The organism is Psychrobacter sp. UBA3480 (genome assembly GCF_002377945.1).
Lineage (GTDB): Bacteria > Pseudomonadota > Gammaproteobacteria > Pseudomonadales > Moraxellaceae > Psychrobacter.
On sequence record NZ_DFQV01000020.1, the window covers coordinates 290,300 to 317,299 of the forward strand.

Here is a 27,000-nt window from a genome sequence, read left to right on the forward strand (position 1 = left end):
TCTAATTTTACGAATATCAAATAGCTATATCGCTTATTGAACTTTATTACTAAGTAAGAAATGGAGTTCAAAAAATCATAAAAATATGGGACACAATATATGAGCTACTCAAGAGCATTTGTAGGTTTTAGCAATACTGATATTCATTACTATAGAATGATGCAAGCATGGAAGAAGAACTCTAAATTTGATTTTAACTTTATAGATTGTCAGCTTATAAAGGCTATTAATTCTAATGATGAAATTTATATTAAGAGAAAGCTTAGAGAAAGAATCAATATGTCTAGTACATTTATATCGTTGATAGGTGAGGATACTAGAAGAAAGCATAAATTTGTAAGGTGGGAGATGGAAGTTGCGCTCGAAAAAAATTGTAGAATAATAGGTGTTAACCTCAATGGTAAAAGACAAGTTGACGAAATATTGTGTCCACCAATATTGCGGAATAAAGGAGCAGTTTTTTTACCTTTTTCCCCTGCTATAATCGCACACGCTCTAGATAATTTTGGTAAAGAGGAAAGTGACGATTGGCATTTTGAACCCTTTATATATAGCAGACTAGGTTATAAGTGATTATATGGATAACAACGATTTCCCTACAATTTTTTGTATGGCTGACCAATATTCTATAAGCTGTCAAAAATCTTATTTGAATAAAATTAAAGTGAATGGCATTATCGCTACTTTCTCAGCGACATTTATTCTTTTGGGGAATGACTCTAAGTTTTTCCTAATTCTCTCTATAATGGCACTTCTAGCAAGTGTTATTTCTATGTGGTCATTAGTATCTGAAAAACAGGAAAAATTATGGTATAGAAGTAGAGCTCTAGCTGAATCTGCTAAGTCTCTCACATGGAAATATATCATTGGGGGTGAGCCATTTGTCCATAACTTTATAAGTGAAAGGGAAGTTAAAGCTGACTTTACTAATAAGATTAGTAGTGTCAGAAACGAGCATAGATCAGTTTTTCAGAATTTAGTCCCTAACAATAATGAACTGATAGTTATATCCGATAAGATGAATGAAATTAGGGGTCTTACACTTCAGGAAAGAGCTGAGTATTACCTAGAAGAACGAATAATATCTCAAAAGAAATGGTATTTTGCAAAAGCAAAGTATAATGGTGCGAGAAGTAAGTTTTGGAGTTTTGTCATAGTTGTGTTTTTGGTTTTAGCCTTGGTTTTCTCTATTATAAGAGCAGCTTATCCAGATTTTGAATACTACCCAATAGATATTTGTTTGTTGTTATCTGCTTTTTCTTTTACTTGGTTACAGACTAAAAGATTCAACGAACTCAATACTGCATACCTTCTCACTGCACAGGAAATTGCAGATATAGAAGTTGAAATGAGGGAGCGTATCAAAAGTATTGATTTTGATGACTTTCCAGAGTTTATATCAGATTGTGAGAATGCGTTTTCAAGAGAACATACTCAATGGCTTGCTAGAAGAGATTCTTTGAACGCCATATGACTTCACTATTGCCTTCTTTGGATGTTATTAAAATACTTTAAACCAGAAATATCAACAGATAGTATACAAGTATTTAAATCAGTAGTTCGCAACAGACAATTTCTGCAGTAATTTGCAAAACTAAACTATTTAAAGAAACTTGATAAGATAGCTTTGTTTAGAATATATCTCTATCCAGCTACTTATCTTTCAAATCCTTCTGAGCCTCAGCTATCAACTCATGAATTTTAGCACTTTCCTTTAGCACACAAGCATCATAAGCAGAAAGCGGCTCAGACGCTTGCTCTTTTTCCTGATCTTGCTTGGCTTTTCCTGCTAAATATTTTTCAAGTTTATCGGCTTCAGAATCGCCCATAGTTTATCCCTCATATGATTTTTACCCTATAAAAAACGGCACTGAAATCAGTGCCGTTTTATCAGTCGTGACAATGTAAACCCTAACCACGACTCTTTAAATGCTGAATCGCCAAAATCAATCCCAGCTTAAAATCACCTTACCGCATTGCCCACTTTCCATGATATCGAAGCCTTCTTGAAAGTCATCAATGTGCATGCGATGGGTAATGATTGGTGTCAAATCAATACCGCTAATCAGCATTTGCTCCATCTGATACCACGTCTCCCACATCTCACGTCCATAAATACCCTTTAGGGTTAACGCCTTAAAGATAATCTTGCTCCAATCCACCGTAGTGGTGTTGGGTAAAATACCCAAGAGCGCAATTTTAGAACCGTTATACATATTGCTAATCATTGAATCAAAGGCTTGAGGCGAGCCTGACATCTCAAGCCCGATATCAAAGCCGTGCATTTTTAACGTATCGATAGCGCCTTCAATGGTTTCACCTTTGGCTGGGTTGATGGTCATCGTCGCGCCCATTTTTTTGGCAAGCTCTAGGCGATAATCGCTGATATCACTGACCACAATATTACGCGCCCCAGCAAAGCGGCAAATCGCCGTTGCCATGGAACCAATCAGCCCTGCACCCGTAATCAGCACATCTTCACCCAGTACAGGGAATGAAAGGGCAGTATGAGTGGCATTACCAAAAGGGTCCATAATGGCGGCCATCTCATCGCTGATACGCTCATCGAGTTTGATGACATTATCGGCAGGGATCACCAAATATTCGGCAAACGCGCCATCGCGGTCAACGCCCACGCCGATAGTGTTTTCGCACACATGTAGCTTACCACGGCGGCAGTTGCGGCAATGCCCGCAAGCGATATGACCTTCGCCTGTGACGCGGTCGCCCACCTCCAGATGCTTGACGCCATCGCCCATTTCACTAATAACACCGACGTATTCATGTCCGATAATCATCGGCGTCTTGATGGTGTTTTGTGACCATTCATCCCACTTATAAATGTGCAAATCTGTCCCACAAATGGCGGTTTTTTTAATTTTAATTTTTACGTCATTGATGCCGACGGTCGGTTCTGGCACGTCTTGCATCCAGATGCCTTTTTTGTCATGGGCTTTAACCAGTGCTTTCATACTTTTCTCTTATTTAACGGTGTTGCATTTCATGGTTGAATCTAGATAACTATCGAACGACGCTTAATCAATCACCTTCATTTGCTTGGCGACTTTGATAAAGGCGGCGATACACTGGTCGAGCTGCTCGCGCGTATGGGCGGCAGAAAGCTGGACACGAATGCGCGCCTCGTCTTTAGGGACGACAGGGTAAAAGAAGCCAATCACATAAATGCCTTCCTCAAGCAGTGCCTCTGCCATTTGTTGCGAGACATTGGCGTCATAGAGCATCACTGCACAAATGGCCGATTCGGTAGGCTTGATATCAAAGCCCGCATCTTGCATTTGCTTGACAAAATAGGCGGTATTTTCATGCAGTTTGTCTTGTAGGGTATTGTCCTCTGCTAGCATCTCAAACGCTTTTAACCCAGCGGCCGCGATCATGGGTGGAATGGAGTTTGAAAACAGATACGGGCGTGAGCGTTGACGCAGCATCTCAACCATTTCTTTTTTACCCGTCGTAAAGCCGCCAATCGCGCCGCCAAATGCCTTGCCCAAAGTACCCGTGATCAGCTCAATATCACCGCGCAGATCAAACAATTCAGTCACGCCGCCACCCGTGCGACCGACCACGCCTGCTGAATGACACTCATCAATCATGATCATGGCATCATATTTTTGTGCCAATGCATAAATCTCATCCATCGGTGCCACATTACCATCCATTGAAAACACGGCATCGGTGACAATCAAACGAAAACGCTGTGCTTGTGCCGCTTGCAGCTGAGTCTCTAAATCTTGCATATCCGCATTGGCATAGCGATAACGCGCGGCTTTACACAGGCGCACACCATCGATGATTGAAGCATGGTTTAACGAATCAGAAATAATGGCATCTTCACTGGTCAGCAGTGGCTCAAAGACACCGCCATTGGCATCGAAACAGGCCGCATAAAGAATCGTATCTTCGGTATTAAAAAACTTGGAAATCGCGGCCTCTAATTGCTTATGCAAATCTTGCGTACCACAAATAAAACGTACCGATGACATGCCATAACCTGAGTCTTCAATGGCTTCTATAGCCGCTTTTTTGATTTCAGGATGGTCAGACAATCCAAGGTAATTATTGGCACAGAAATTCAGCATTTCACGGCCGTCGGCGATCGTGATGAGCGCATCTTGCGGAGAGGTGATAACGCGCTCGTTTTTATACAGACCTGCGTCGCGGATATCGCTGATTTCTTGTTGTAGATGTTTTTGAAAGGCTTGATACATAAAGATTCCTTTTTTACTATTATTGGCGTTTGCTTAGGGTTTGTTGATAGAGCCAAATTATTTGCTTATGGATACGAGTTAAGCACAGATGTCTAAATACTGACGCACCACATTATCCATGCCTTGCTCTAGTGATTCAATCGTAAACGCATGACCGATAGACACCTCAGCGATATTACCAAGACTGAGTAGCTCGGCTAAATTCTCTAAATTTAAATCATGACCGGCATTGACGCGAATGCCATTGTCACTGGCGAGATTGATACAGTCGCTAAAGCGTTGCTTGACCTCATCGAAGTCAATATTGTCATCGCTCTTATTATTACTGTAAGCGCGCGCCCATTCTTCGGTATACATCTCGATCGTTTGCACGTCGCTGTCGATGACTGCTTTTATTTGTTCGATATCAGGATCGATAAATACCGCGCAGCGTGTGCCAAACCCTTGCAGCTCATGACTCAACGCTGACAGCATATCTTTATGTTTGATGATGTCAAAGCCATGATCGGAGGTCAGTTGGTCTTCGCTGTCGGGCACGAGGGTACATTGATGCGGTTTGACCTCACGAATCAGGGTTAAAAACTGCTCGTTCGGGTTGCCCTCGATATTGAACTCGATGTCTTTATAATCTTTTAAAAAGGCACTGATATCATAGACATCTTGGTATCTGATATGACGCTCATCAGGTCGCGGATGCACAGTAAAGCCTTTGACACCCAGATCAATGAGTTTCTTTACGAAGTACAGCAGATTGGGATAATCTGTGCCGCGAGAGTTTCTGATTAAGGCGAGTTTATTTAAATTGACACTAAATAGGGTGCTCATAGTATTTCCTTTTTCATTGTTGTTATGGATGGATTATTGGTTATTAATGGCTAATACCTAATTTTAGTAGAAGTCATCCCGACTAGCATACTTCATATTGAGCGCCTGCAATATCGCATAGGTTTCGCTATCCATATTACCCGTTGGCTGCTGCGGTCTGAAATGCAGTTGAAACGCATAGATGACATCGCGACTGGGCCTGTCCCACTCGTCGCTATTATTGATTTGATAGCCGTATTTGCGAAAAGCTTGCTTGATCTCCTGCACGCTTGGCGCGACCAAGGTACGCCGATTCATAATTTCTTGCTTGTCCGCTTCATCATACCAAGCGCCGATACCATACTCTTTATACAGTCGCTCCCATGGGAATTTGGCACCCGGGTCGATCTTGCGCGAGGGTGCCATATCTGCATGACCGATGATGTTTTTGGGTGAGATATCATAGCGCGCGGCGATATCTTGCACCAGCTCCGCAACTTTTTTAATCTGCAATTCATCAAACGCCACATAATGCTCATAAGGATGGTAATCCATATTGCCATTCTTTAGCGCGTCTCGATATTCAGGCTTGATCCCTGCGTTGACGATTTCGATGCCAATAGACGTATCATTGAGGATGGTTCGACCTGAAAAGCCACCGTCGCCTGCATGCCACGCGCGCTCAGATTCTGGCACGAGGTTATAGATTTTATCATCGTCCTTGTCCAAGACCAGATAGTGCGCGCTCACATTGCCCGTGGTCAATGTCTTTATCGAGCGCTCGTTATCTGAGACCGTATAGTGTAGGACGATGGTTTTTATGCGCTGGCTTTTGCCAGTCGCTTGGTAGCTATCGCTGTCGATGACATAACGCGGCGCTGTCGTTGATACGCAGCCAACGAGCGATAGCATAGAGGATGATATTAATACTGATGCCAATGCCATCGAGAAAATATTTTTTGCCATGAAATGCTCTGTATGGGAAGGGTTGCGGTTATAGCTTCTTTTGCGTTTGATGTTTATTTTGCATAACAAGTAAGTGCTGCTTGCCGTTAATTAATGTCAGGATTAACATTAGGATTAACATTAGGATTAATTGCGATTCTTTTATAACCAATTGCCCCAAGCAGAATAAAGAATCCTAGCAAGACATAAGCATTGAATGACAGCGCCGCTGGTGAAAATGGTAGCAGCAATAGCGATATAAAGACCGCACTAATTAATACAGAGAGATAATTTAGCAAACCCGCTTGTTTTTTTTTCCGCTCATTGATGAGGTCGGCGGTAGTGACATAAGCGAAGCCAACCGTAATACCCAAGGATGCCATTGTCACAATATCGAGTAGGTAGTTTCTACCCAGCCAAGGAGAGAGTAGACACACCAAACATATCAATATAACGGTTTTTTGCTTACTAAATTGGTTGTGTTTATCTGTAAATACACTGGGCAATAATGACGTGTCGCCCATAGATTCTAAGAGCTTAACCGATGACAATATAAAGCCGTTGATACCGCTCATTATCGAGCCAATCATAGCGATCGATAGCAGCCAGATACCGATGCTACCAATCCGATTGTCTATGCCTTCACCTGTCGCCCAGTGGCTGTCTTTAATCGCTTGATAGTCAAAGCTCATGTTCAGCGCGGTAAAGTAGTTGATTAAAAAGTAAAACAACACACCGGCGATAAGTGAAATTAGGATAATGCTTTTGGTCTTGGTTTTTGAATCACTAATGGCTTTTGAAATCTGCGGTGTGGTCTCAAAACCAACATACGCCCACGGCATAACGGCCAAGATAGGTAACCATGCCAGACTGGTGATAGAGCTGCTAGACATATCAGTTGGCAAAAATGCTTGGCTCGTTGGTGTCATCCAAAGTGAGGCAAAAAACAGCGCGGTGACTGATAGAATCATAAAGAGGGCGATATAGAGTTGGATTTTTGCGCCGACTCGTACGCCTTTTAGATTGATATAACTGAACAAAATAATAGCCGCGCTGCATAGAAACACTTCACTGGCGTAGACTTCCCAACCAGCAATCGTATACAGATAACCTAATTGTAAGCCGCTAGGTAACAGGTAGCGCAGTAGCAAAGCGACGGCTGATATATTAAGCGCGATAATAGATATATAGCCTATCGTAACGCCCCAACCATAAATATAGGCATGCTTGCGATTGATATATTTTTCAATCCAATAGATACCGCCTGACTCGTTCTCTGGTGTTTGGGTCAGCAAATTAATATAGGCACGCGCAACCATATAGATGGCTAAAGTACCGATAATAATAGCGACAGAAGAGCCTAATAACTGTGACTGCGGTAAAAACAAATCGCCTGGCATGACATACGCACCCCAGCCGATAATCGCACCGACGCTAATCGCTATCGCTTGTAGGTAGCTGATACTTTCTGTCTTTTCACTCATGGAGTACTCCTTCACGATTAAACATAGAGAAGGAGAGAGTGTTTATTATGGAGCTGATATAGAACATGAAAAACCTTGTGACGCCATTACGCAGGGTAGTGGCTATCTTTTATAAATAGAAAAGTCATATTAAAGGTTTTTGTTGAGTGTTACCTTTTCAATCCTGTTGGATTTTTTTAGCCAGAACCTTTTTCCAACTGTCCTCTAAACAGTCAATCGCGAGCCACGGTTCAATCACACTGGTATCAAACTTTTCTTTTGAGTTTGCCAATTGCCATAGCGTCTCTAATGTCGCAAACGGATAAGGGCGCTCAACCAAATATACGGGTAAATCAGCGTCTATAATGCCATCACGGACGACTTGGAAGTACCAGCCAGAGATACCTTGCTTGCTGACCCATGCCGCGATATTTGGTACTTTGGTAAATTGTCCAATTTGATCGTTGATTTTGTAGCAAGGGCGGCGTGGTTGGACAATCCGTAGTTGAACGCTAGCACCATCATTACTAGTATCTAAACCGTTTTCAAAGCCTCCTCCGTATTGAAAAATATCACCAATACAAACGGTAGATTCGGTCATTTCAGGCAAACCATCGACAGCTTCAGTCGTAAGGTTTTCTCCTAGCGTACCGACGCGAACTTTTAAACCGAACTCTGCATTGATTTTTTCATACGTCGCAGGCGCTAGCTGATGCACGGCTTTTAATGGGCCACCATGATGCTTACGATCGGCCTGTTCATCAGTGGTTAAGCCCATAAAGTTGACGGCGACAGGAGATTTGATAGGTGCTTTATCAATGGCGCTCATTTCTTCACGGGCGAATGGCATAGACTTACCAGCGCGAACACAAGTGAGGGTAGCGATATGTAGGGGCAAGTCTTGGTTAAAATCTGTTAAGGTTTGCTCAGGTGGTGACGTAATCGATTCTGCGCTCATATGGTTTCCTAATAAGTAGAATGAATAGGCTAAGGCGGCTTAATTTTGGCGGTTTAATTTTAGTGGCTAATAAATACTAATACGAAATGAGCTTATCTGTACTCAATGATGTATCTGATTATACTGGTTCATCACCATAAAATTTACATAAAAAAAGACCAGAATAAGTATTCTGGTCTTTTTGGTGTAGCGTTTCTTAATCTTGAACGAATATCGTCACTGACAAGCTTATTTGTTTTTGTTACGACGACCTGCAGTTTTCTTTTCGCGCGGCGTAGCAACCAGCTCAGCCAACTGCTCAGGTGATGACCATAGGCCTTCTAAGTCATAAAACTCACGTGCTTGCGGCGTCATCATGTGGACGACAACTGCGCCCAAATCAATCAACGTCCAGTCAGAGTCGATGCCACCTTCACGGCCAAGTGGCATAAAGCCCGCTTGCTTAGCTTCAGCGCCGACGCTATCAGCCATCGCACGTACATGACGCTTTGAAGTACCATCAGCGATGATGATGCGCTCTGTTACGTCAGTCAACTCTTCTACATTCATTACAGTGATGTTCTTTGCTTTCATATCATCTAGAGCGCTTTGTACTAGGGTCAAGCATTCTGTTAGGCGTTCTGTAGTCATGGTGTTGGTCATAAATTTTAATCTCTTGAATCGTAAATATGTAAAATAAAGGGGTAAAACGTCAATTTGTCTTATCCGACTGATCATATATTGTCAGTCACGCATAGATACAGGATAGGCAAAATGACATAGATAAGGCGATTTTAACGGAATTGAGCAGCAGAATATAGCTGATGGGCGATAATATATTGATAAACAGCAGGATTTAGCCATTTAGCTAATGGATTAGATTCAGTATTGCTAATGATATCATTTATTGATGCTATAGATGCGATTTGCCTCTCAGCGACTGGCATTTTATTTGTTTGATCGTCTAATTTCTGTAGTTGTTCACGTATTTGCGTACTCGATACCGCAGTAATAGGTCGCGAATCTATATAAATGCGTCCTTGCTTGGCGTTTTTCAAGTCAGGGCTTTTCAAGTCAGTGCTAGTCGGATCAGTGTTATTTGGATTAGTACTATTTGAGTTTAAGCTATCTGACGATTGCTGAATGGTTGGAGTTAATAGCTCGATAGGTGAGTCCGTTATATGGGGCTGCAATGACAACGGCAATTGCGTTTTTAAGAAATTAACATCTTGGGTAGTCGCTGTATTATTTTTAGAAGAGATAGTGCGGTCAGTAAATTTTTCGCTAATATCATCACTCACATCGGTACTGCTCTGACGATTAAACACCCATAAATTGACATGGTCAGTGAGACGCAAGCCATCTTTCCATTTATCTAAACTATGGGCGCTGTCCATACCCATGATAAATATCAAACTGTCATTAGGATATTGTTGTCTTAATGTGCGTACACTGTCGATCGTATAGACAGGCGGCGCTTGCCATAGCTCTAACTCATTGATCTGTATCGGCGTACTCTCCGTCGCTAGCTTTAGCATCGCTAAACGATGGTTAGGGTCTGTACTTTGGGTCTTAAATGGCGAGCGGGCATTGGGTAATAAGGACACATGCAATGTGTACTGTAGCTGCGTTGCAATTGGTAGTAGGTGCTGATAGACAGATATTGCGACTTCCAAATGACCATTATGTACGGGATCGAACGAGCCACCAAGATAGGCACGAATGGCAGGTGCAGGTGTTTTCTCTTGAGGGCTGTTGCTCGTATTTGGCATAAATAAATGTATAAAAGTAGATAGGGTGCACGTTAACATTGATGCACCTTGCTCTTTTACTGGCTGGCCTTTTTAGATTAAATGATTTGATGATAGCGCTATTGTAGAGGGCAGACGAGCATCTGTCACCACTGTCTGTCACAGAGCCCCAATAAAAAACCGACCATCATAATGATAGTCGGCTTTGTATAGGACTTTAATTAGCGAGTCTTACAGCGATTAAATCAAATCGCTATACGCTTGGATAGCGGTTAACGCGATGGTATAAACGATATCGTCGACCAAGGCACCACGTGATAAATCATTAACGGGTTTATTCAAGCCTTGTAGCATAGGGCCGACACTGACGACGTTGGCACTACGCTGTACCGCTTTATACGTCGTGTTACCAGTGTTGAGGTCAGGGAAGATAAAGACGTTGGCTTGTCCAGCGACAGGTGAGTCTGGCGCTTTTTGCTTACCGACGCTCATGACCGATGCCGCATCATACTGTAGTGGGCCGTCGACTTTGAGGTCTGGTGCGCGCTCGCGAACGATTTGGGTTGCACGGGCGACTTTTTCGACATCTGCGCCTGCGCCTGATGAGCCAGTAGAATAGCTGATCATCGCCACTTTTGGGTCGATACCAAAGGCAGCAGCAGACTGTGCTGATTGAATGGCAATCTCTGCCAGCTCTTCAGCGTTAGGATCTGGGTTGATCGCACAGTCACCATAGACGACCACTTGCTCAGGTAGCAGCATAAAGAATACTGACGACACGAGTGAGTACTGCGGCGCGGTCTTGATCAACTGGAATGCTGGGCGTACCGTATTGGCAGTGGTATGAATCGCACCTGAGACCAGACCATCTACTTCGTCTAGTTGGAGCATAATAGTACCTAAATAGACCGTGTCTTTTAGATATTCAGCAGCGACTTCTGCAGTGGTTTTACCTTTACGGCGCTCGACGACAGCGGCGATATATTTACTCATATCGAGGTTATCAGGATCGATGATCTCTAACCCTTCAGGCAACGTCAAATCACGGTTTTTGGCCACTTGCTCAACGTCACTACGTTTAGCAAGTAGTACGCAGTTGGCGATACCACGACTTTGACAGATACAGGCCGCTTCGACTGTACGTGGTTCCGCGCCTTCTGGTAGTACAATACGTTTTTTGGCGTGTTGTGATTTTTTGACCAACTGATGGCGAAACGCTGATGGTGATAGACGCGGCTCATGATTGCGGCTGAAGTATTCTTTAATCCAGCTTAGATCCAAATGCGCCGCCACATAACGAGCGACTTCATCAGCACGTTCTGTATCATCACTTGGAATCTCAGAACTCATATGCATCAAGCTCTGTACTGTCTCGTAGCTGTCGCTTTCGACACTCATGACTGGTATGCCAGTTTTGAGTGCTGATTGCCAAAGCTCAGCAACTGTATCGCTTGGGGTAATGCCACCTGTTAATACTAGACCTGCCAGTGGAATCCCATTGATACAGGCTAATCCTGCAGCCAATAGCAAGTCATCACGATCGCCGGGCACGACCATTAACGTACCACGCTTAAAGACTTCATTGACGCGCGCCACTGAACGAGCGGTTAGGCTAATACGATTGATACGACGTGTCTTTGCTTCACCAACATTTAACCAAGTCGCATCAAGCTCTGTTGCGATATCCCATGTGCGTGGCACAGATAGGGAATCACTAAAAGGCACCACCCCGATAAGGCGGAATACTTCGGTATTGAACGAAGGCGATAAGCGCTGAACCTCTTGTAGGAAGTTCGGATCTAAGCTGACAACGGCCTCACCAGGCGCGACAGGTTGATTGTCAAAGGTGTTCGGCACGTCTTGTACCCGCATCAATATCACGCCTAGTGTCCGTGAATCGATGACACCGCCAAACTCACGAGCATGGACATCCAGTTTGTCTGCTAAATAAGCAGGTTTGCTGATGTCAGCGGTACTGACAAATATAATCTTGGCATCGAGCGCGTGAGCAAGCGCACGGTTGATTTGTGAAGCATAAGAGGTCTCAGTGGTTGGCACCAGACCTTCACAGATAATCACGTCATGACCATCATCGATCGTATGAAAATTGGCAATCACTTCTTCCATCAAGTCATCAAGATTGTCATCGCCTAGCATACGCTCGACGTGTTGACGACTGATAGAGTCAGGTGGATTTAGGCCAAATGCGTGCATGGTCAATGCGCTTGAGCTGTCTAAGCTGTGCTGTTTGTCTAGCGTGTCATCTTGCAAAAACGGCTTCATAAAGCCCGCTTTGATACCGTTATAATCAAAGGCACGAATCAGACCCAGTGCGGCTGATGTCACACCGATACCGCGACTAATGGGAACAAGTAAAATGGTTTGCATAATGTGTCCTACAATTTATTTTATTTTAGACGTCGAGTCATTTTGAGCAGCATAAGAAATGCAGTATAAAAACACGAAGCGCTTTATCTTATTCGTTCTCAGCTTTTTATAAGCGTTTCGCAAGATAAGCGCTAGGCATTATAATCAATAGGCTTATACTAATTTTAATGCTTGACGAGTCTCTTGAGCGATGCGGTATTCTTCGTCTGTTGGTATAACCCACAGCTCGACACTGCTACCTTCTGCTTGGAAGCTGCCTTCTTGGCCACCGTACAATCCAGCGTTCTTTTCAGCGTCCATCTTGATACCGAAATGACGCATGACGGCTAAAATACTTGCGCGCGTGGTGACAGAGTTTTCGCCGATACCACCTGTGAATACAATACCGGTAAATTCAGGCAGTGCACAGCTTAAGCTAGCGAGGTATTTACCAGCGCGGTAGCAGAACATCTCGATGGCGAGCTGCGCATCTTTATGGCCTTCGCTCGCAGCTTGTTCAATAGTACGCAAATCATTTGATAGACCAGAGATACCAAGCAGACCGCTTTCGCTATTTAGCATCTTATCCGTTTCTTCTAGACTAATACCGAGCTGACGTTTCAGATGCATATGTAAGCTTGGGTCGACATCGCCGCTACGTGTGCCCATCATCAGTCCCTCAAGTGGGGTCAGACCCATGCTGGTATCAAGACTTTTGCCATCATATACGGCGGTTGCTGAGCAACCATTGCCTAGATGCGCGGTTATCCAGCCATGAGGACCTTTTGCTTCAGTGACTTGGCTAGCACGTTCTGAGACATAGGCATGAGACGTACCATGGAAGCCGTAACGACGAATTTTGTGCTCTTCGTATAGGTATTTTGGTAATGCATAGCGGAAGGCGACAGGCGGCATGGTTTGGTGAAAGGCGGTATCAAATACCACAACTTGTGGAATGTCAGGGTAAATAGCTTGAACCGCTTCAATACCCAAAGCATTTGCAGGGTTATGTAGTGGAGCTAGTATCTTTAAGCGTTTGACTTCTTCTAACGCATGCTGATCAACGCGAACGGCTTGAGAGTATTCACGGCCGCCATGTACCACACGGTGCCCGACTGCGATGAAGTGATATTGCTCTAGTAGCTCTAGGATTTTTTGCAGGGCAAGTTTGTGACTACCGCCAGGGATAGAGATCTCTAACTTATCGCCATTTAGCGTGGTGTGTTTGATACGGGCTGTATCGAGACCTAAGTTTTCGGCAAGACCGGTGATACGAGTAGAGTTGTCATCGCTAATCAACGCGTATTTGATAGAAGACGAACCGCAGTTGAGGACTAAAGTGGGGCTGGTTAGGGTTGATGTTTCGCTATTCTTATCATCAAAAGTGGTACTTAGGTTGGTGCTCATACTCTATCCTTAGATTGGTTTTTATAAAGGGCAAATCAATTATATCGTTCGTTCGATACAAAAAAGACGTCTATTGCCACGTCCTGTTTTATTATCATCAAATGCTACATCGCTGATATCTCAACTGCTGTAGTAAAGGTCACAGCTGAGACATAATGTCATTATTATATGGAATTGATGAAGTTGATAACTGCCGAGTAAAATAAAAATCAGCTATATCTATGCTGATCATATCAAGCAAGCATATTGGCGATTTTGTTTATACTTGGGCTACTATTTCTGACAGTGCTATGCATCCATGCTTATGAGGTAATGCGTATGCATCTCAGGCTAGCATCCTATTGCCGCCGCAAACTGGGAATATAATGTAACACATTTTTGTTTCTACACCACGACAGGGGTAAGGTTTAAAATGTGTGATTAATAAATGGCTAAATATGAAATAAATCAATTATATTCAGGGAGTTATAGAACTATAAATGGATAACTTGTATGGGCTGCATAGCAGGGCTATGACTCACAAAATTGTAAGAAATATTGTCGAGACACCCATATGTCATACATTCATATCTAAGCTCGCAGACGATATTACTATAAAAATTCGACTAATGTTTTAGAAAATATCCAACATCACGCAAATTTATTCACCAATCATATTCAGTATCCGTACAGCTTTATGTAATAATGCTATGATGAAAATGGTCATAAGGACAGTGCTTTAACTGCTGGTTTGGCTATCAATTTATTTTTTATTTATCACGATTTACTATCGCCATTATGCCGTCGTAAGCTCACAGGTTATCTATTATATGTCTACTATACACAGCCCCTCAGCAGCCAAGCATGCTAGCTCGTTCGCTCGTACCAGTCGTCAGGCTGTTGCCACTTTATTTATTGGCAGTGTGGTTATGGTAGGATTGTCAGGCTGCGGGCAAAAAGGTGATCTATATCTGGCAGACTCTAGTAGTCAAACGATAGAGGGCAGTGCGTCTGTACTGGATAGTACTAGCCATCCACAAGATGCAGCCCTTGCAGGTATCGACGATGATAACTATCAAAAAAACCGCTATCTAGAAGAGCAAATGGTGCTACCTGAGCCTAGTACTGATCCCAACGACTATTAATTGCCACGCTATTAATTACTGGGCTAATAGTTGCGAGGCTAATAATCGCTAAGCTGAATAAATAGTTAGCGGTCAGATGCTTTTTAATTGGCTGTCTAACTAACTGTCGATTCTTTACTGCCTGATTGACTAAATAGCTTTGCTACCTAAATTTAATTTTCACCCTTGATAATCTGATTATATTAGAGATGTTTATATGAGTCATTCTGAACTACCTGCTGACTTGACCGATTCTACTACTGGCGAATCCGTTACTATCCAAACTGAGCAAGGACTATATGTTGACCCGAAAGCGTTGAGTGCTCACTTGCCAGCGCTAAGCTATCGCGACGATGCATTGTATATGGAGCAGGTCAGTATCGATGAGTTGGCAAAACAATATGGCACACCTTGCTACGTGTATTCAAAGCAAGCAATATTGGACGTTTATCAAGCTTATACTGATAGCTTTGCCAGTCTGAATCATCAAGTATGCTATGCCGTAAAAGCAAACTCTAACCTTGCCGTGCTGGGTGTCTTGGCACAGGCAGGTGCTGGGTTTGATATTGTCTCTCGCGGTGAGCTAATGCGCGTGTTGGCGGCAGGTGGCGCAGCATCACGTGTGGTATTCTCAGGTGTGGGCAAAACGTACAGTGATATCGAATATGCGCTGACTCAAGGTATTGGCTGTTTTAATGTTGAGTCTATCAGCGAGCTGACTTTAATTAATGAAGTGGCAAAGTCACTCGATAAGCCTGCGCCAATCTCGTTACGCGTCAACCCTAACGTCGATGCCAAAACCCATCCATATATCTCAACAGGTCTCAAAGACAACAAGTTCGGCATCACTCACGAAGACGCATTAGCGGTCTATCAGCAAGCGGCCGACTTATCACATATCGACATTGTTGGTATTGATTGTCATATTGGCTCGCAATTGACTGAAGTAGAGCCGTTTGTTGCAGCATTAGATAAAGTTATTGAGCTGATACATAGCCTGCGTGACGCAGGTATTGAGTTACAGCATATCGATTTGGGCGGTGGTTTAGGTGTGCGCTATATCGATGAGACGCCTGTGTCTATCGATGAGTTTGCCCAAGCTTTATTACCAAAACTTAGCGGGCTTGGTTTGACCGTGTTCTTTGAGCCAGGTCGTAGTATCGTTGCTAATGCTGGCGTGCTATTGACTCAAGTTGACGTACTCAAGCCGACTGAGCATAAGAATTTTGCTATCGTTGATGCCGCGATGAATGACTTGATTCGTCCTGCTTTATATCAAGCTGAGATGGCGGTGATTCCAAGTGTATTACCTAGTGCTGGTATCGATACGGATGGTACGCAGCCGTGGGATATCGTTGGCGCGATTTGTGAGACGGGTGATTTCTTGGCAAAAGACCGCCTACTATCATTGGCCACAGGCGATGTACTTACCATTACAGGTGCAGGTGCTTACGGCTTTACCATGAGTAGTAACTATAACTCACGCCCGCGTGCTAGCGAAGTAATGGTGTCTGGTGATAGTCATCAGCTTATTCGCAAGCGCGAAACGATTGAAGCGTTATATGCAGATGAAACATTGTGGCAGGATAAATAGCATTGTAAGACGCGTTAATTGATATGGTCATCGATGGCTGTGTTGATTAAATAGCTTTTTAATTATAGCTCTGTTGATTAAAGAGAACCCACTGTGGCGATAACAGTGGGTTTTTTTGTGCCTAATGCTAAGTAAGTAGGTCAGTTGTGAGATATACATATAACTTGGTATTTGATAGCGGTGATAATTATGATTGTATCTGACAGCGTGCTAATATAAGGCATACATAAAAATAGGATAGGACATCAAAGATATGCTAATAGAGTTTACTAAAATGCATGGGTTGGGTAATGATTTCATGGTCATTGATTTAGTGACCCAGCGCTTAGATTTGACCAAGGATTTGGTGCAGTTATTGGGCGATCGTCACCTAGGCATTGGTTTTGATCAGCTGCTCGTAGTTGAGCCACCCATGCGCCCTGATGTCGATTTCAGTTATCGTATCTTTAATACTGATGGCACCGAAGTCGAACAGTGTGGCAACGGCGCTCGTTGTTTCGCGCGTTTTGTGCAAGCACGTAAACTGTCATTTAAGCAGCGTCTACGCGTTGAGACGGCTAGCGGTATTATTTCTCTAACTACTGATCGTTACGGTTGGGTAGATGTCGATATGGGCAAGCCTAAATTTGAGCCAGATGAGATTCCATTTAGCCCAAGAGCGACGACCAAAATTCAAAACACCTATCATCTTGATGTAAATGGTACGCCTGTGCAGCTGTACGTTGCCAATATGGGTAACCCGCACGCTGTGATAAAAGTCGATGACGTACTCGATGCTGAGGTTGAGACTCTAGGTAAAGCAATTGAGTCGCATCCTGCATTCCCAGACCGCGTCAATGTGGGCTTTATGCAAGTGATGAATCAGCGCCACATTCGTTTGCGTGTGTACGAGCGCGGTGTAGGCGAGACGCAAGCTTGTGGTACGGGCGCGTGTGCAGCAGTAGCCGTTGGTATACGTGAGGGTTGGCTCGATGAGGGTGAGGAAGTTCGCGCACAGCTATATGGTGGCAGCATGATTATCAAATGGCAGCCAGGTTATTCGGTTACGATGACGGGTCCGACCGCTTTCGTTTATGAAGGTGTATTTAGTCCAGATGGCCTGATGGCACAAGTGGGACTTAAACCAAATGCTGAAGGCTGATAACTGTTGTTAGGCCAGTCGCATAAATGCCAAGGATGGTTCTAGTATGGCTATGTCTAATAATAAAGGCAATCAGGCAGCGAACTCAGCACCTTGGCTATCTACTGAGCTGGCCGCCATTATAGAGTCCGATGCTGCGTTACGAGAGCTACTTGCACCTGTGCATCGTTGGCTCAATACATTATCTGTTCGCAACCATTCACCGCATACTCTGACCGCTTATTTCGCTGGTTTAAATCAACTGGCATTATTTTTACGTGGTAAGCGTCTAACGTGGACACGCTGTGATAAACGGCAACTTGCCCAGCACATTAGTCAACGTCTTGATGAAGACAAGCTAGCGCTTGCCAGTGTCCAGCAAGAGTTGTCTGCGATTCGGCATTTTTATGGCTGGATGATTGAAGAAGAGTTAGCACGTATCAACCCAACCACTGGCTATCAGCTTAAGCGTAGTCCTAGACCGCTGCCTTCTATCGCTGATGTCGATTTACTGACTCAGCTACTCGATCAAGAGATGCCTGATACGCCAGAGCAAGCGCGCTTATGGTTACGTGACAAGGCCATGTTTGAACTGCTCTATAGTAGTGGCTTGCGTGTTGGCGAATTGGTTGCACTCGATATGACAGATGTAGACCTGTCTGAGTTACGGGTACGAGTCACGGGTAAGGGTAATAAAACACGCCTAGTGCCATTAGGGATAAAGGCAGCAGAAGCGATTAGTTGCTACCTGCCGCATCGTAACCTGTGGGTAGAGCAAATGGACAATGCCTTGTTTATCAGTGAAAAGCTCGGCACCAGATTATCAACACGGGCAGTGCAGCAGCGTTTAAAAGTTGCTGCCACCCGCGCAGGTATCGCACAAAACATGTATCCACATCTACTGCGTCATTGTTTTGCATCACATATGCTGTCAGGCAGTGGTGACTTGCGCGCCGTACAAGAGATGCTCGGGCATAGTGATATTAGCACCACGCAAATTTATACCCACGTTGATTTTGCAAAATTAACGCAAGTTTATGATCGCGCCCATCCACGAGCAACTCATGCTCAAAATGAAGACTTGTCCTAGCAATTAGGCACGAAATCTACTGTAATTAATAATCTATGCCAAACGATGACAGTCAAAGATAGGCAGTTTCTGACGGCCTTGCTCTTGCGCTTGTTTGTCTAATGACGCCATGACGATGGCATATTGTTTATCCAACTCGCTATCGTCATAGCTTGCGATAACAGTACTATCAAACGCTGTAATAGCTGCATGTCCCCATGTTTGACGAGTACTACCATCTTTATAAAGATGATCACCACCTTGCGCTGCGCCAATGACCATACACTGACTATCTAGAGCACGCGCCCGTAATAACAACGACCAGTGCGCTTGCCCAGTCAAGTACGTAAAGGCAGAAGGGGCACTCAATAGTTCAGCACCTGCTTGTCGCAGACGCTGCGCCAATGCTGGGAAGCGCAAATCAAAACATACCATCATGCCGAGCTGATAGACTGTATTGCCTACTGCTAGTGGCGCAACTACGGTCTGCGTACCCGGCTCAAAGGTCGCCGCTTCGTTATAGCTGCCATGCTTATCGGCTACAGTTGCGGTAAACAGATGAATCTTGTCGTAACGTGCTACACGGGTACCATCTGGTGCAAACAGCTGGCTCACTTGGCGCAATCTACCATCAGGAACGACAGTGCCATTAGGGCGATAATGGCAGGGTAACGAGCCTGCTAGTACATGGATACCAGCGGTGCGGGCGTAATCTGCTATCGTCGCTGATAAATCATCAAAACGCTCAGCAGTAGCAGATTGCTGCCCCATGCTACAGCAGTTCTCAGGCAATACAACAAGCTCAGCACCTTGAGCTTGTGCGTCTGTGATGGCGGCTTTGATATCTGCTAGATTATCCTCAACATTCTGCTGACTGTTCATTTGAATAGCAGCGACGTTAAGTTGGTGGTTACTTGAATTCATGACAATATTCCTATTGGGTGTGAGCTGTATTGGCCATTTACCGTAATTTATTTATTATAATATTTTCGCGGTAATGAGCAGACTGCTCGTATTTATGGGTTGCTCATCCTTGCCAAGATGATAGTTTACTAGCGATAGCAAACCAAACGTATCCGGACAAAACATAAATTATCATAGCAAAATTGTGGCAAAAAATGCTATCGTCATGTCCTGATAAGATTTATGTCGTTACCTTTACTGACAGAATAAACACAATATCACTAAGATCGGAGTGCAAGAAGCCGCCCATGAGTATGTCGTTCGGATTGGCGACCACGCTGAGCAACTCACAAAAGCTAACCCCGCAAATGCAGCAAGCCATAAAATTGCTGCAGCTCTCTAGTCTTGAGCTCGCACAAGAGGTTCAGGCAAAGCTAGATAGTAATCCATTACTTGAACGTATTGAAAATGATGACGAATACGACAGTGGTGACGATGAAATAGAGGAGTGGAGCGAGCCATTGACGCTTGATAGTTGGAATCAAAGTAGTATTGACTCATTCGACTCAGTACCTACTAGCGGTACAGAGTACAGTGGCGATAGTAGTGATAGCTTCAGTGATAGTTTGGATAAGCTTCAACAGCCTAATATCGATGATAGTGCAATAGATGTAGATAGCTACAGCAGTTCTGATACCGATAGCTTTGATATAGGTAGCTTTGACACGGGTAACTACGCCTCTACTGCAATGGGCTCTGGCAATAGTAGGGGTGATGAAGATTTCGATAGTTACCAAGGCGGTACATCGTCTACCATTCAAGATCATGTGCGCTGGCAGCTGAACTTTAAGCGTTTATCAGAGGCCGATACGCTGATTGCAGAATATTTAATAGACTCCATGGATGATATGGGCTTTATTCGAATTAATATAGATGAGCTGCTGCAGAGCTTTGATACGATGGCAAGTTTCTATCAATGGGATGAGCGCGTTGAAAAAGAAGAGGTCTTGACGGTATTACGCATTATCCAGTCCTGTGATCCCGTTGGCGTAGGGGCGCGTCATTTAAGCGAGTGCTTATCGATTCAGCTATCCAAACTAGATGCCCACACCGAATATCTACAAGAAGCCCAAGCGCTACTATCAGCGAGCGAGCATTTAGTCAGTAATAATATTAAAGCACTGACTGAATGTACAGGGCTTGCACCAGAATATATTACACCTGCGCTTACGCTACTACGTACCTTAAACGCTTCGCCAGGGCTGCTATTTCAATCTAGCCAGCCTGACTATGCCCAGCCGCCTGAAAGCTACGATATTCCAGATGTGTTGGTCACACCTGTTAGAAACAATAAGGCGACAAGTAACTCTGAAGTAGAAGAGGATGGCTGGTATGTACGCCTCAATCCAGACACCCTACCAAAACTACGCGTAAACCAAGAATATGCCAATCTAGTCAAGCGCGGCGATGACAGTCCTGACAATCAATATCTACGCGAAAACCTTACCGATGCTCGATTGTTTATTCGTAGTATCGAAGAGCGCAATCAAAACCTACTCAAAGTAGCGACCAGCATTGTACGCTATCAACAAGAGTTCCTGCAGCATGGTGCAACCGCCATGCAACCCTTGATATTAAAGGCAATTGCTGAAGAAGTTGACTTGCATGAGTCGACAGTCTCACGCCTTACCACCAGTAAAACCATCTTGACGCCGCAAGGATTGTTTTCTTTGAAACACTTCTTCTCCTCTCACGTAAGTAGTGCTGATGGAGATATCTCATCGACCGCTATCAGTGCCATGATTAAAAAGCTCATCGCTGACGAAGATCCCAAAAAACCATTATCAGACAGTCGTATCAAGGATGAGCTGTTAGCAGATGGTATCGATATAGCCAGAAGAACCGTCGCCAAATATCGTGAAGCAATGAATATTGGCTCGTCTACTCAGCGCAAACAGAAATACTAATTATCTAAGCTCATCTTTCTATAAGGTTAATGGCTACCTGTCTGTATAGTGCAATACAGATATAAAAAATAAAATTTTTTGATTATATAGAAACCAAGTAGAAATAATAGGTATTGTTACACTTCATTACAATTTAATGGCTTGCTACTGGGCGATTTTCATGACAAATTAGAGCCATACCAACAACGAAAACCAAGCGCCGATTTATAGTATTTATTTACAACTAATAAAGGAGACGATAAAAGGATACGTCGACACATTACTAGAGGCATTGGTATAGTTAGTGGTAAGGCAGGATGATAAGAGCAAGAATGCTATCTCATCTGTTGATTGTAAGTTACAAATAAAAGGACAACAATATGAATGTTTCTATCAGTGGTCATCATATCAGCGTTACCGAAGCTATGGACACAGCAGTACGCGAGAAGCTTGAAAAAGTAGAGCGTCACTTTGATCAGATACAAAGTATTCAAGTGATTTTATCGTTGGACAATAGTGGTGCTAGCGACGGCGGTAAAAAGAGCCATAAAGCTGAAGCAATTATGCGTGTCTCGGGTCAAGAAATGTTTGTCCAAGCGTATGAAGATGATATGTATAAAGCCATTAACGAGATGGCAGACAAGCTAGATAGACAAGTACGTAAGTATAAAACCCGTCAAGAGCGCAAAAAGACTCAGGGTGCAGGACGCGATAGTCGTTATCAGGATCTAACCCCTGCAGAAGCAGTACCAGCAGCCTAGTTCAAGTTTAAAACTTTGAACACTATCGTTACAAGCTAGTGAAAGCAGACTAAGAGAATAAAAAATTTATAAGTAGCTACTGCATTAGTTTGTAATTGACGTAAAAAAAGACCTCTAACGTGTAATACGTTGAGGTCTTTTTTAGCATTAGTAAACTTAGAACGAAATAAACTAGCTGTCAGCTCAAGCTTATCTGTCTAAACATTATTAACCACCGCCGACGGCCTGTACTACTTCGATATTCATACCTTCTACGATACGTAGTTGAGCAAGCTCGCTCTTTGGCATCAGCTCGCCGTCTACTTCTACAGCGTAACGACCTTGGCTAAGACCAAGCTCATTGATAACCAGTTGTACAGTCTGATGAGTGGTTTGCAAGCTTTTACCATTGACACTAATGGTGCTCATATTAAATACTCCTTAATATTTTAAAATTCCTGTGTATCCGCTATTCACTACGTATCTTCTATTTTGTTATTGATGATTCGTTGCAGCTGATGCAAAGAGCTAAAAATGACAATAACTATTAAACAGCTCAGCTAACTCAGTCCTTCAATCGAAAGGCAGAAATGGCCAGCCATAGCCAACCTGCAATCATAAGAACGCCGCCAATAGGCGTAATCGCACCGAACCAACGTGGTGCACCAAGCGTCATTGCATACAAACTACCAGCAAAAATGATAATGCCAATTTGTAGTAACCAAGCGGTCGTCTGAGTAATATATTTCAAACGAATCAAGAGACCCACAAGTAGTAGTCCAAGCGCATGTACGAACAAATACAGCGTTGCCGTATGCCACCATTCTAGCTGCTGCATACTGACAAGACCTTCTAGACCATGCGCACCAAATGCGCCCAAAGCAACAGCAATAGCCATATTAATTGCTGCAATACCGATCCAATTTAACATTGAACAACTCGTATCATCTTAGGGCTACTGAATATCATCTGGCAGAATCACACTATCAATGGTCATCGCATCACGAATCTTGTCCATGGCATTCTTTTCAATCTGACGGACTCGCTCAGCTGAGATAGAGTAAACCGCTGCTAACTCATGCAAGGTGGATTTTTGCTCAGACAACCAGCGCTGTTCGACGATATCACGCGAACGATCATCTAAAGTGCCCATAGCAGCGATGAGTGCTGATGAGTTGTTCTCTTCCCAATCCGCTTCCTCTAACTGCTCAGCTGGATCGATACCGTCTTCCAAAAATAGCTGAGGGGCGTAACGACCATCATCATCGTCGCTTGACTGCGCCTCAAACGAAGCATCATAAGAGGTTAGACGTGATTCCATCTCTAACACTTGCTTGCGTGTGACATTCAAGTCATTAGCGATAGCGTCCGCTTCTTCTAGTGTCAGCTGATTATTGGTCTTCTTAAGGCTACGCAAGTTAAAGAACAGTTTACGATGAGCCTTGGTGGTCGCAACCTTGACGATACGCCAGTTGCGAATCACAAACTCATGAATTTCAGCTTTGATCCAATGCACAGCAAAGGATACCAAACGTACGCCTTTATTTGGGTCAAAACGTTTGACTGCTTTCATTAATCCTAAGTTACCTTCTTGGATTAAATCTGCTTGCGGCAATCCATAGCCCGAGTAGCTACGTGCGATATGAATCACAAAACGTAGATGCGACATTACCAGTAGACGAGCGGCTTCGACATCACCTTCATCATAATAGCGATGTGCCAGCTCTTGCTCTTGCACTGGCGTCAAAATAGGAATTTGATGGACAGTATTGATATACGCACCCAAATTTACCCCTGGCGCTGACAGGTGAGTTGGCATAGCTGGTACCAAGTCGCGCGTACTGGTATTGCCCAATGCACTCGCGTCATAGGGTGGTCGCTGAGCAGCGGCTTTTAATGCAGCATCGCGTGCATCGTTTTTTATAGGAGCTGAGCCATCTTTTTTATTTGTATTTACAGCATCAGTAGAAGTATTAGCCATATTCTTGACCTTGGTTAAATAGTTAAGCAAATAGTCAGATAAAAATCTTTATGATTTAATTGTAAAGGATAGCAGCGCTTAGTTGCTATCAGTTTTGGTAATGATGAAGTGATATATTGTAGCGAAACGCTGTAATGATGTGCCATCAACTGACGAATGGTCAGTAACTTCATTGACCACTAGCTCTAAATAATCTGTCGCCTGTGATTGCTGACTTTGTCTACAAAACGCTGTGATATCAGCTTGCGAGTTAGGGTCGGTTGCAACTACATACAGTGATTTGCCAACTGTTACGTCACGTAATGCGACCTTAGTTTTTAACAATGGCATCGGGCATGCAAGACCGCGTCCATCAACGAAACCTTTTATATTTAGTTCAGATTGTTCTATAGCTACATCATCTGGATTATGACTCTCAGTCGGTAGCAACTCTAGTAAACTCGCAATATCGTTTTGCTGTGCATCAGTCAAATTCCCTGATAATTGCATAAAGTGCGATACACGTTCGATGACTAATTCACTAGCAGCGGGCATAACTTAAACCTTGTAGATATCTATATTTTAATTTGTTTTATTAGCAATAGGCTCTGATATTGAGTACGAACATAATCTATCAATTATAAATTATGAGGTCGGCATCACAGTCATCTAAACCTACTATCATTGTTGCTTATTATACCAAATAGACAATGTATAGTTGCAGTTGAATATAATCAACGCTGTGTTCGGTTCACTAGAATCACATAACCAAGAGTTGCCCGATTGGCAATTGCCCGATTAATAGTTATACGTTTGAGATTTACTGCATAAATAGTAGCCTAATGAATAATTACACAGCCATGTTGCGCAATCGTGACGGGTGGCTAAGTTATTGGTAGTTAAGTTCATTGTAGAATTGACCTTGTATAAACAAGCTCGTATAGTCGAAAAGACGTCGTCAATTATCTTATAGGATATGCACTTGTACCACGCTCATAGAACGAAGCGACCCAACAGCAACAACTCTTTAGTAGCCACCAACTCTGTAGGCTTGCCGATTATGCTGTCTAAGCAAAAAGGTAAACGTCATTTTATGAGTGTAGCTTTGCCAAATAGTATCAAGGTAGGGCTGTCAATGATGCTACTAGCCATGGCTAGTGGTGCACATAGTCGTGAGAGTCAAATGCTGCCATTTGCTGATAGCTCTTGGCAAGTCACAGATCCGCAAACGCTAGATCTACCAAACCTGCGCGGACAAGGCTTGAGCTTTGCTGAGCAATATCAAAACAAAATGCTTGGCGAGTGGTCATTACAGAATATCAATGGCCGCGTCAGAATGGAACATGATCCTTGGGTACAAGAAACGATAAAAGACATGACGTGGCGTCTCAATGCTCAAGCTCGTCAGCAAGCACCACTTGGCGTCGTTATCATTGATAACCCTAGTATCAATGCCTTTGCAGCACCTGGCGGCGTAATCGGTATCAATACTGGGACGATACTGTCAGCTAGTAGCATGGATGAGCTGGCAAGCGTTGTCGCGCATGAAGTTGCGCATATCAGTCAACGGCACTACGAAAGCGGCGCTAACGAACGTAAAAAAGCCTTGCTGATGCAGCTAGGCGGTATGCTAGCCGCGATTGCTGCCTCAGCTGTCGATGGTGATGCCGCTGCGGCAGTGATGATGGGCAGTCAGACAGCCTATATGAATAGCAGCATGGCCTTTAGCCGTAGTAACGAACGTGAGGCTGACCGAGTAGGGATGCAAATTATGACCCAAGCGGGTTATGATCCTCGGGCGATGCCACGGTTCTTTGCCACGATGAATCAACAGAGTCAGTTGAACCAAGTTGAGAATCAATTTTTACCGAGCTTTGTACGCTCACATCCTCTGAGTAATGAGCGGTTGAGCGAGTCACAAAGTCGCGCTCAGCAGTATCCAGCGCTCTCATTGAGCCAGCAGCAGCGCCATCAAGCATTGTTTGATTTGTTGTATTGGCGTGTGCAAGTGACTGGTAAACATGCATCCGAAGTCACACTGACAACGGCCGCTAAAAACAGTCTCGGGGCCAAACTTGCGCTAATGCATTGGTATGGAGAGCAGCAACGCTTTACAGATGCTAATAAGGTATTGGCTGAGATAAATGCGTTATCAAGCACGCAGCGTCAGAATTTAGAGCCTCTATTGTCGATTACCCACAGTCAGCTATTAAGTGAACAAGGTAAATGGCAACAAACCGTAGATGTCTTAGAGAGCCAGCAGCGTATATATCCGGAGCGCCGTGATTTACGCCTTTATCTAGCCGAAGCGCTGACTAATAGTAGTCAGCCGATAAAAGCCCAAGCGCTGTTGAAACCACTAACAGAACAGCAGCCAAGCGATCGTTATGCATGGCAAAGCTTGCAACTCGCCAATGAAAAACTTGCTAAGACCACCACCTCACCACAGTTAGCCAATATTGCGACGATTAATGCATTGCGCTATCGCAGTTATGATCAGCTGTGGAATGGGCGTTATGAGAGTGCGCTGACCTCTTTGACACAAGCCAAACAATTGACGGAAAATCTACAAACCACAGATCAGGCTACTAGTGCGCGTCCGTTATTGGCCAATATTAATGCAGAAATCAAAGCAATAAAAACCGCCCAAGACTTTAAGCCTTAG

General features: G+C 43.7%; 25 protein-coding genes. 9 read left to right on the forward strand and 16 right to left on the reverse strand.

What is annotated here, in order from left to right; all coding sequences use genetic code 11:
• Nucleotides 1-99 precede the first annotated feature (99 nt).
• Entirely contained in the window at nt 100-573 is a 474-nt protein-coding gene (locus B2863_RS08525) for a TIR domain-containing protein (protein WP_296209297.1), read from the forward strand.
• Between the two features lie 4 nt (nt 574-577).
• Nucleotides 578-1,474, forward strand: coding sequence for a DUF4231 domain-containing protein (locus tag B2863_RS08530; protein WP_296209300.1), 897 nt, complete (start codon nt 578-580; stop codon nt 1,472-1,474).
• Between the two features lie 178 nt (nt 1,475-1,652).
• On the opposite strand, the gene B2863_RS08535 is transcribed toward B2863_RS08530, so the two are convergent.
• The 11 genes from B2863_RS08535 to B2863_RS08585 form a co-directional block, all read right to left on the reverse strand.
• On the reverse strand, nt 1,653-1,829 hold the full coding sequence (locus B2863_RS08535) for a hypothetical protein (protein ID WP_296209303.1): 177 nt from the start codon (nt 1,827-1,829) through the stop codon (nt 1,653-1,655).
• Between the two features lie 117 nt (nt 1,830-1,946).
• Nucleotides 1,947-2,972, reverse strand: a complete 1,026-nt coding sequence (gene tdh / locus B2863_RS08540; protein ID WP_193012263.1) for an L-threonine 3-dehydrogenase — start codon at nt 2,970-2,972, stop codon at nt 1,947-1,949.
• Nucleotides 2,973-3,035: 63 nt separating this feature from the next.
• Nucleotides 3,036-4,226 carry a glycine C-acetyltransferase gene (gene kbl / locus B2863_RS08545; RefSeq protein WP_296209309.1) on the reverse strand — a complete coding sequence of 397 codons (1,191 nt, stop codon included), beginning with the start codon at nt 4,224-4,226 and terminating at the stop codon, nt 3,036-3,038.
• Nucleotides 4,227-4,304: 78 nt separating this feature from the next.
• Nucleotides 4,305-5,051: a pyridoxine 5'-phosphate synthase gene (locus tag B2863_RS08550; RefSeq protein ID WP_296209311.1), complete on the reverse strand. Its 747-nt coding sequence runs from the start codon at nt 5,049-5,051 to the stop codon at nt 4,305-4,307.
• Between the two features lie 63 nt (nt 5,052-5,114).
• On the reverse strand, nt 5,115-5,996 hold the full coding sequence (locus B2863_RS08555) for an N-acetylmuramoyl-L-alanine amidase (protein WP_296209313.1): 882 nt from the start codon (nt 5,994-5,996) through the stop codon (nt 5,115-5,117).
• Between the two features lie 86 nt (nt 5,997-6,082).
• Nucleotides 6,083-7,459 carry an APC family permease gene (locus tag B2863_RS08560; RefSeq protein ID WP_296209316.1) on the reverse strand — a complete coding sequence of 459 codons (1,377 nt, stop codon included), beginning with the start codon at nt 7,457-7,459 and terminating at the stop codon, nt 6,083-6,085.
• Between the two features lie 157 nt (nt 7,460-7,616).
• The gene (locus tag B2863_RS08565; RefSeq protein WP_296209319.1) at nt 7,617-8,396 is read right to left on the reverse strand and encodes an MOSC domain-containing protein; all 780 of its coding nucleotides are present in this window, start codon (nt 8,394-8,396) and stop codon (nt 7,617-7,619) included.
• Between the two features lie 228 nt (nt 8,397-8,624).
• On the reverse strand, nt 8,625-9,038 hold the full coding sequence (rsfS, locus tag B2863_RS08570) for a ribosome silencing factor (RefSeq protein WP_296209323.1): 414 nt from the start codon (nt 9,036-9,038) through the stop codon (nt 8,625-8,627).
• 131 nt (nt 9,039-9,169) lie between these two features.
• Nucleotides 9,170-10,186 (reverse strand): nicotinate-nicotinamide nucleotide adenylyltransferase, encoded by a 1,017-nt coding sequence (locus B2863_RS08575; RefSeq protein WP_296209325.1) that lies wholly within the window; start codon nt 10,184-10,186, stop codon nt 9,170-9,172.
• Nucleotides 10,187-10,366: 180 nt separating this feature from the next.
• The gene (pta, locus tag B2863_RS08580; RefSeq protein WP_101205111.1) at nt 10,367-12,514 is read right to left on the reverse strand and encodes a phosphate acetyltransferase; all 2,148 of its coding nucleotides are present in this window, start codon (nt 12,512-12,514) and stop codon (nt 10,367-10,369) included.
• A 153-nt stretch (nt 12,515-12,667) separates the two neighbouring features.
• Nucleotides 12,668-13,900: an acetate/propionate family kinase gene (locus B2863_RS08585; RefSeq protein WP_296209329.1), complete on the reverse strand. Its 1,233-nt coding sequence runs from the start codon at nt 13,898-13,900 to the stop codon at nt 12,668-12,670.
• An 809-nt stretch (nt 13,901-14,709) separates the two neighbouring features.
• On the opposite strand from B2863_RS08585, the gene lptM reads away from it, so the two are divergent.
• From lptM to B2863_RS08605, 4 genes are all read left to right on the forward strand, one after another.
• Nucleotides 14,710-15,024, forward strand: a complete 315-nt coding sequence (gene lptM / locus B2863_RS08590) for an LPS translocon maturation chaperone LptM (RefSeq protein ID WP_296209331.1) — start codon at nt 14,710-14,712, stop codon at nt 15,022-15,024.
• 196 nt (nt 15,025-15,220) lie between these two features.
• Nucleotides 15,221-16,597 (forward strand): diaminopimelate decarboxylase, encoded by a 1,377-nt coding sequence (lysA, locus tag B2863_RS08595; protein ID WP_296209333.1) that lies wholly within the window; start codon nt 15,221-15,223, stop codon nt 16,595-16,597.
• 253 nt (nt 16,598-16,850) lie between these two features.
• Nucleotides 16,851-17,738: a diaminopimelate epimerase gene (dapF, locus tag B2863_RS08600; protein ID WP_296209335.1), complete on the forward strand. Its 888-nt coding sequence runs from the start codon at nt 16,851-16,853 to the stop codon at nt 17,736-17,738.
• 46 nt (nt 17,739-17,784) lie between these two features.
• A complete protein-coding gene (locus tag B2863_RS08605; protein ID WP_296209337.1) occupies nt 17,785-18,807 on the forward strand; it encodes a tyrosine recombinase XerC in 1,023 nt (340 codons plus the stop codon).
• 33 nt (nt 18,808-18,840) lie between these two features.
• Here the strand turns inward: B2863_RS08605 and B2863_RS08610 are convergent, their stop codons facing one another.
• A complete protein-coding gene (locus tag B2863_RS08610) occupies nt 18,841-19,710 on the reverse strand; it encodes a nitrilase-related carbon-nitrogen hydrolase (RefSeq protein WP_296209339.1) in 870 nt (289 codons plus the stop codon).
• A gap of 287 nt (nt 19,711-19,997) precedes the next feature.
• Here B2863_RS08610 and rpoN point away from each other — a divergent pair, with 287 nt between their 5' ends.
• A complete protein-coding gene (rpoN, locus tag B2863_RS08615) occupies nt 19,998-21,656 on the forward strand; it encodes an RNA polymerase factor sigma-54 (protein ID WP_296209341.1) in 1,659 nt (552 codons plus the stop codon).
• A 359-nt stretch (nt 21,657-22,015) separates the two neighbouring features.
• Nucleotides 22,016-22,396 carry a ribosome hibernation-promoting factor, HPF/YfiA family gene (gene hpf / locus B2863_RS08620; RefSeq protein WP_057758130.1) on the forward strand — a complete coding sequence of 127 codons (381 nt, stop codon included), beginning with the start codon at nt 22,016-22,018 and terminating at the stop codon, nt 22,394-22,396.
• Between the two features lie 207 nt (nt 22,397-22,603).
• On the opposite strand, the gene thiS is transcribed toward hpf, so the two are convergent.
• The 4 genes from thiS to B2863_RS08640 form a co-directional block, all read right to left on the reverse strand.
• Complete coding sequence (gene thiS, locus B2863_RS08625) at nt 22,604-22,804, reverse strand: sulfur carrier protein ThiS (protein ID WP_057758131.1); 201 nt, start codon at nt 22,802-22,804, stop codon at nt 22,604-22,606.
• 136 nt (nt 22,805-22,940) lie between these two features.
• A complete protein-coding gene (locus B2863_RS08630; protein WP_296209347.1) occupies nt 22,941-23,306 on the reverse strand; it encodes a DUF423 domain-containing protein in 366 nt (121 codons plus the stop codon).
• 24 nt (nt 23,307-23,330) lie between these two features.
• The gene (rpoH, locus tag B2863_RS08635; RefSeq protein ID WP_197099889.1) at nt 23,331-24,194 is read right to left on the reverse strand and encodes an RNA polymerase sigma factor RpoH; all 864 of its coding nucleotides are present in this window, start codon (nt 24,192-24,194) and stop codon (nt 23,331-23,333) included.
• Between the two features lie 240 nt (nt 24,195-24,434).
• Nucleotides 24,435-24,890, reverse strand: coding sequence for a sulfurtransferase TusA family protein (locus B2863_RS08640; protein WP_296209349.1), 456 nt, complete (start codon nt 24,888-24,890; stop codon nt 24,435-24,437).
• A gap of 538 nt (nt 24,891-25,428) precedes the next feature.
• Here B2863_RS08640 and B2863_RS08645 point away from each other — a divergent pair.
• Nucleotides 25,429-27,000 carry a M48 family metalloprotease gene (locus B2863_RS08645; RefSeq protein ID WP_296209351.1) on the forward strand — a complete coding sequence of 524 codons (1,572 nt, stop codon included), beginning with the start codon at nt 25,429-25,431 and terminating at the stop codon, nt 26,998-27,000.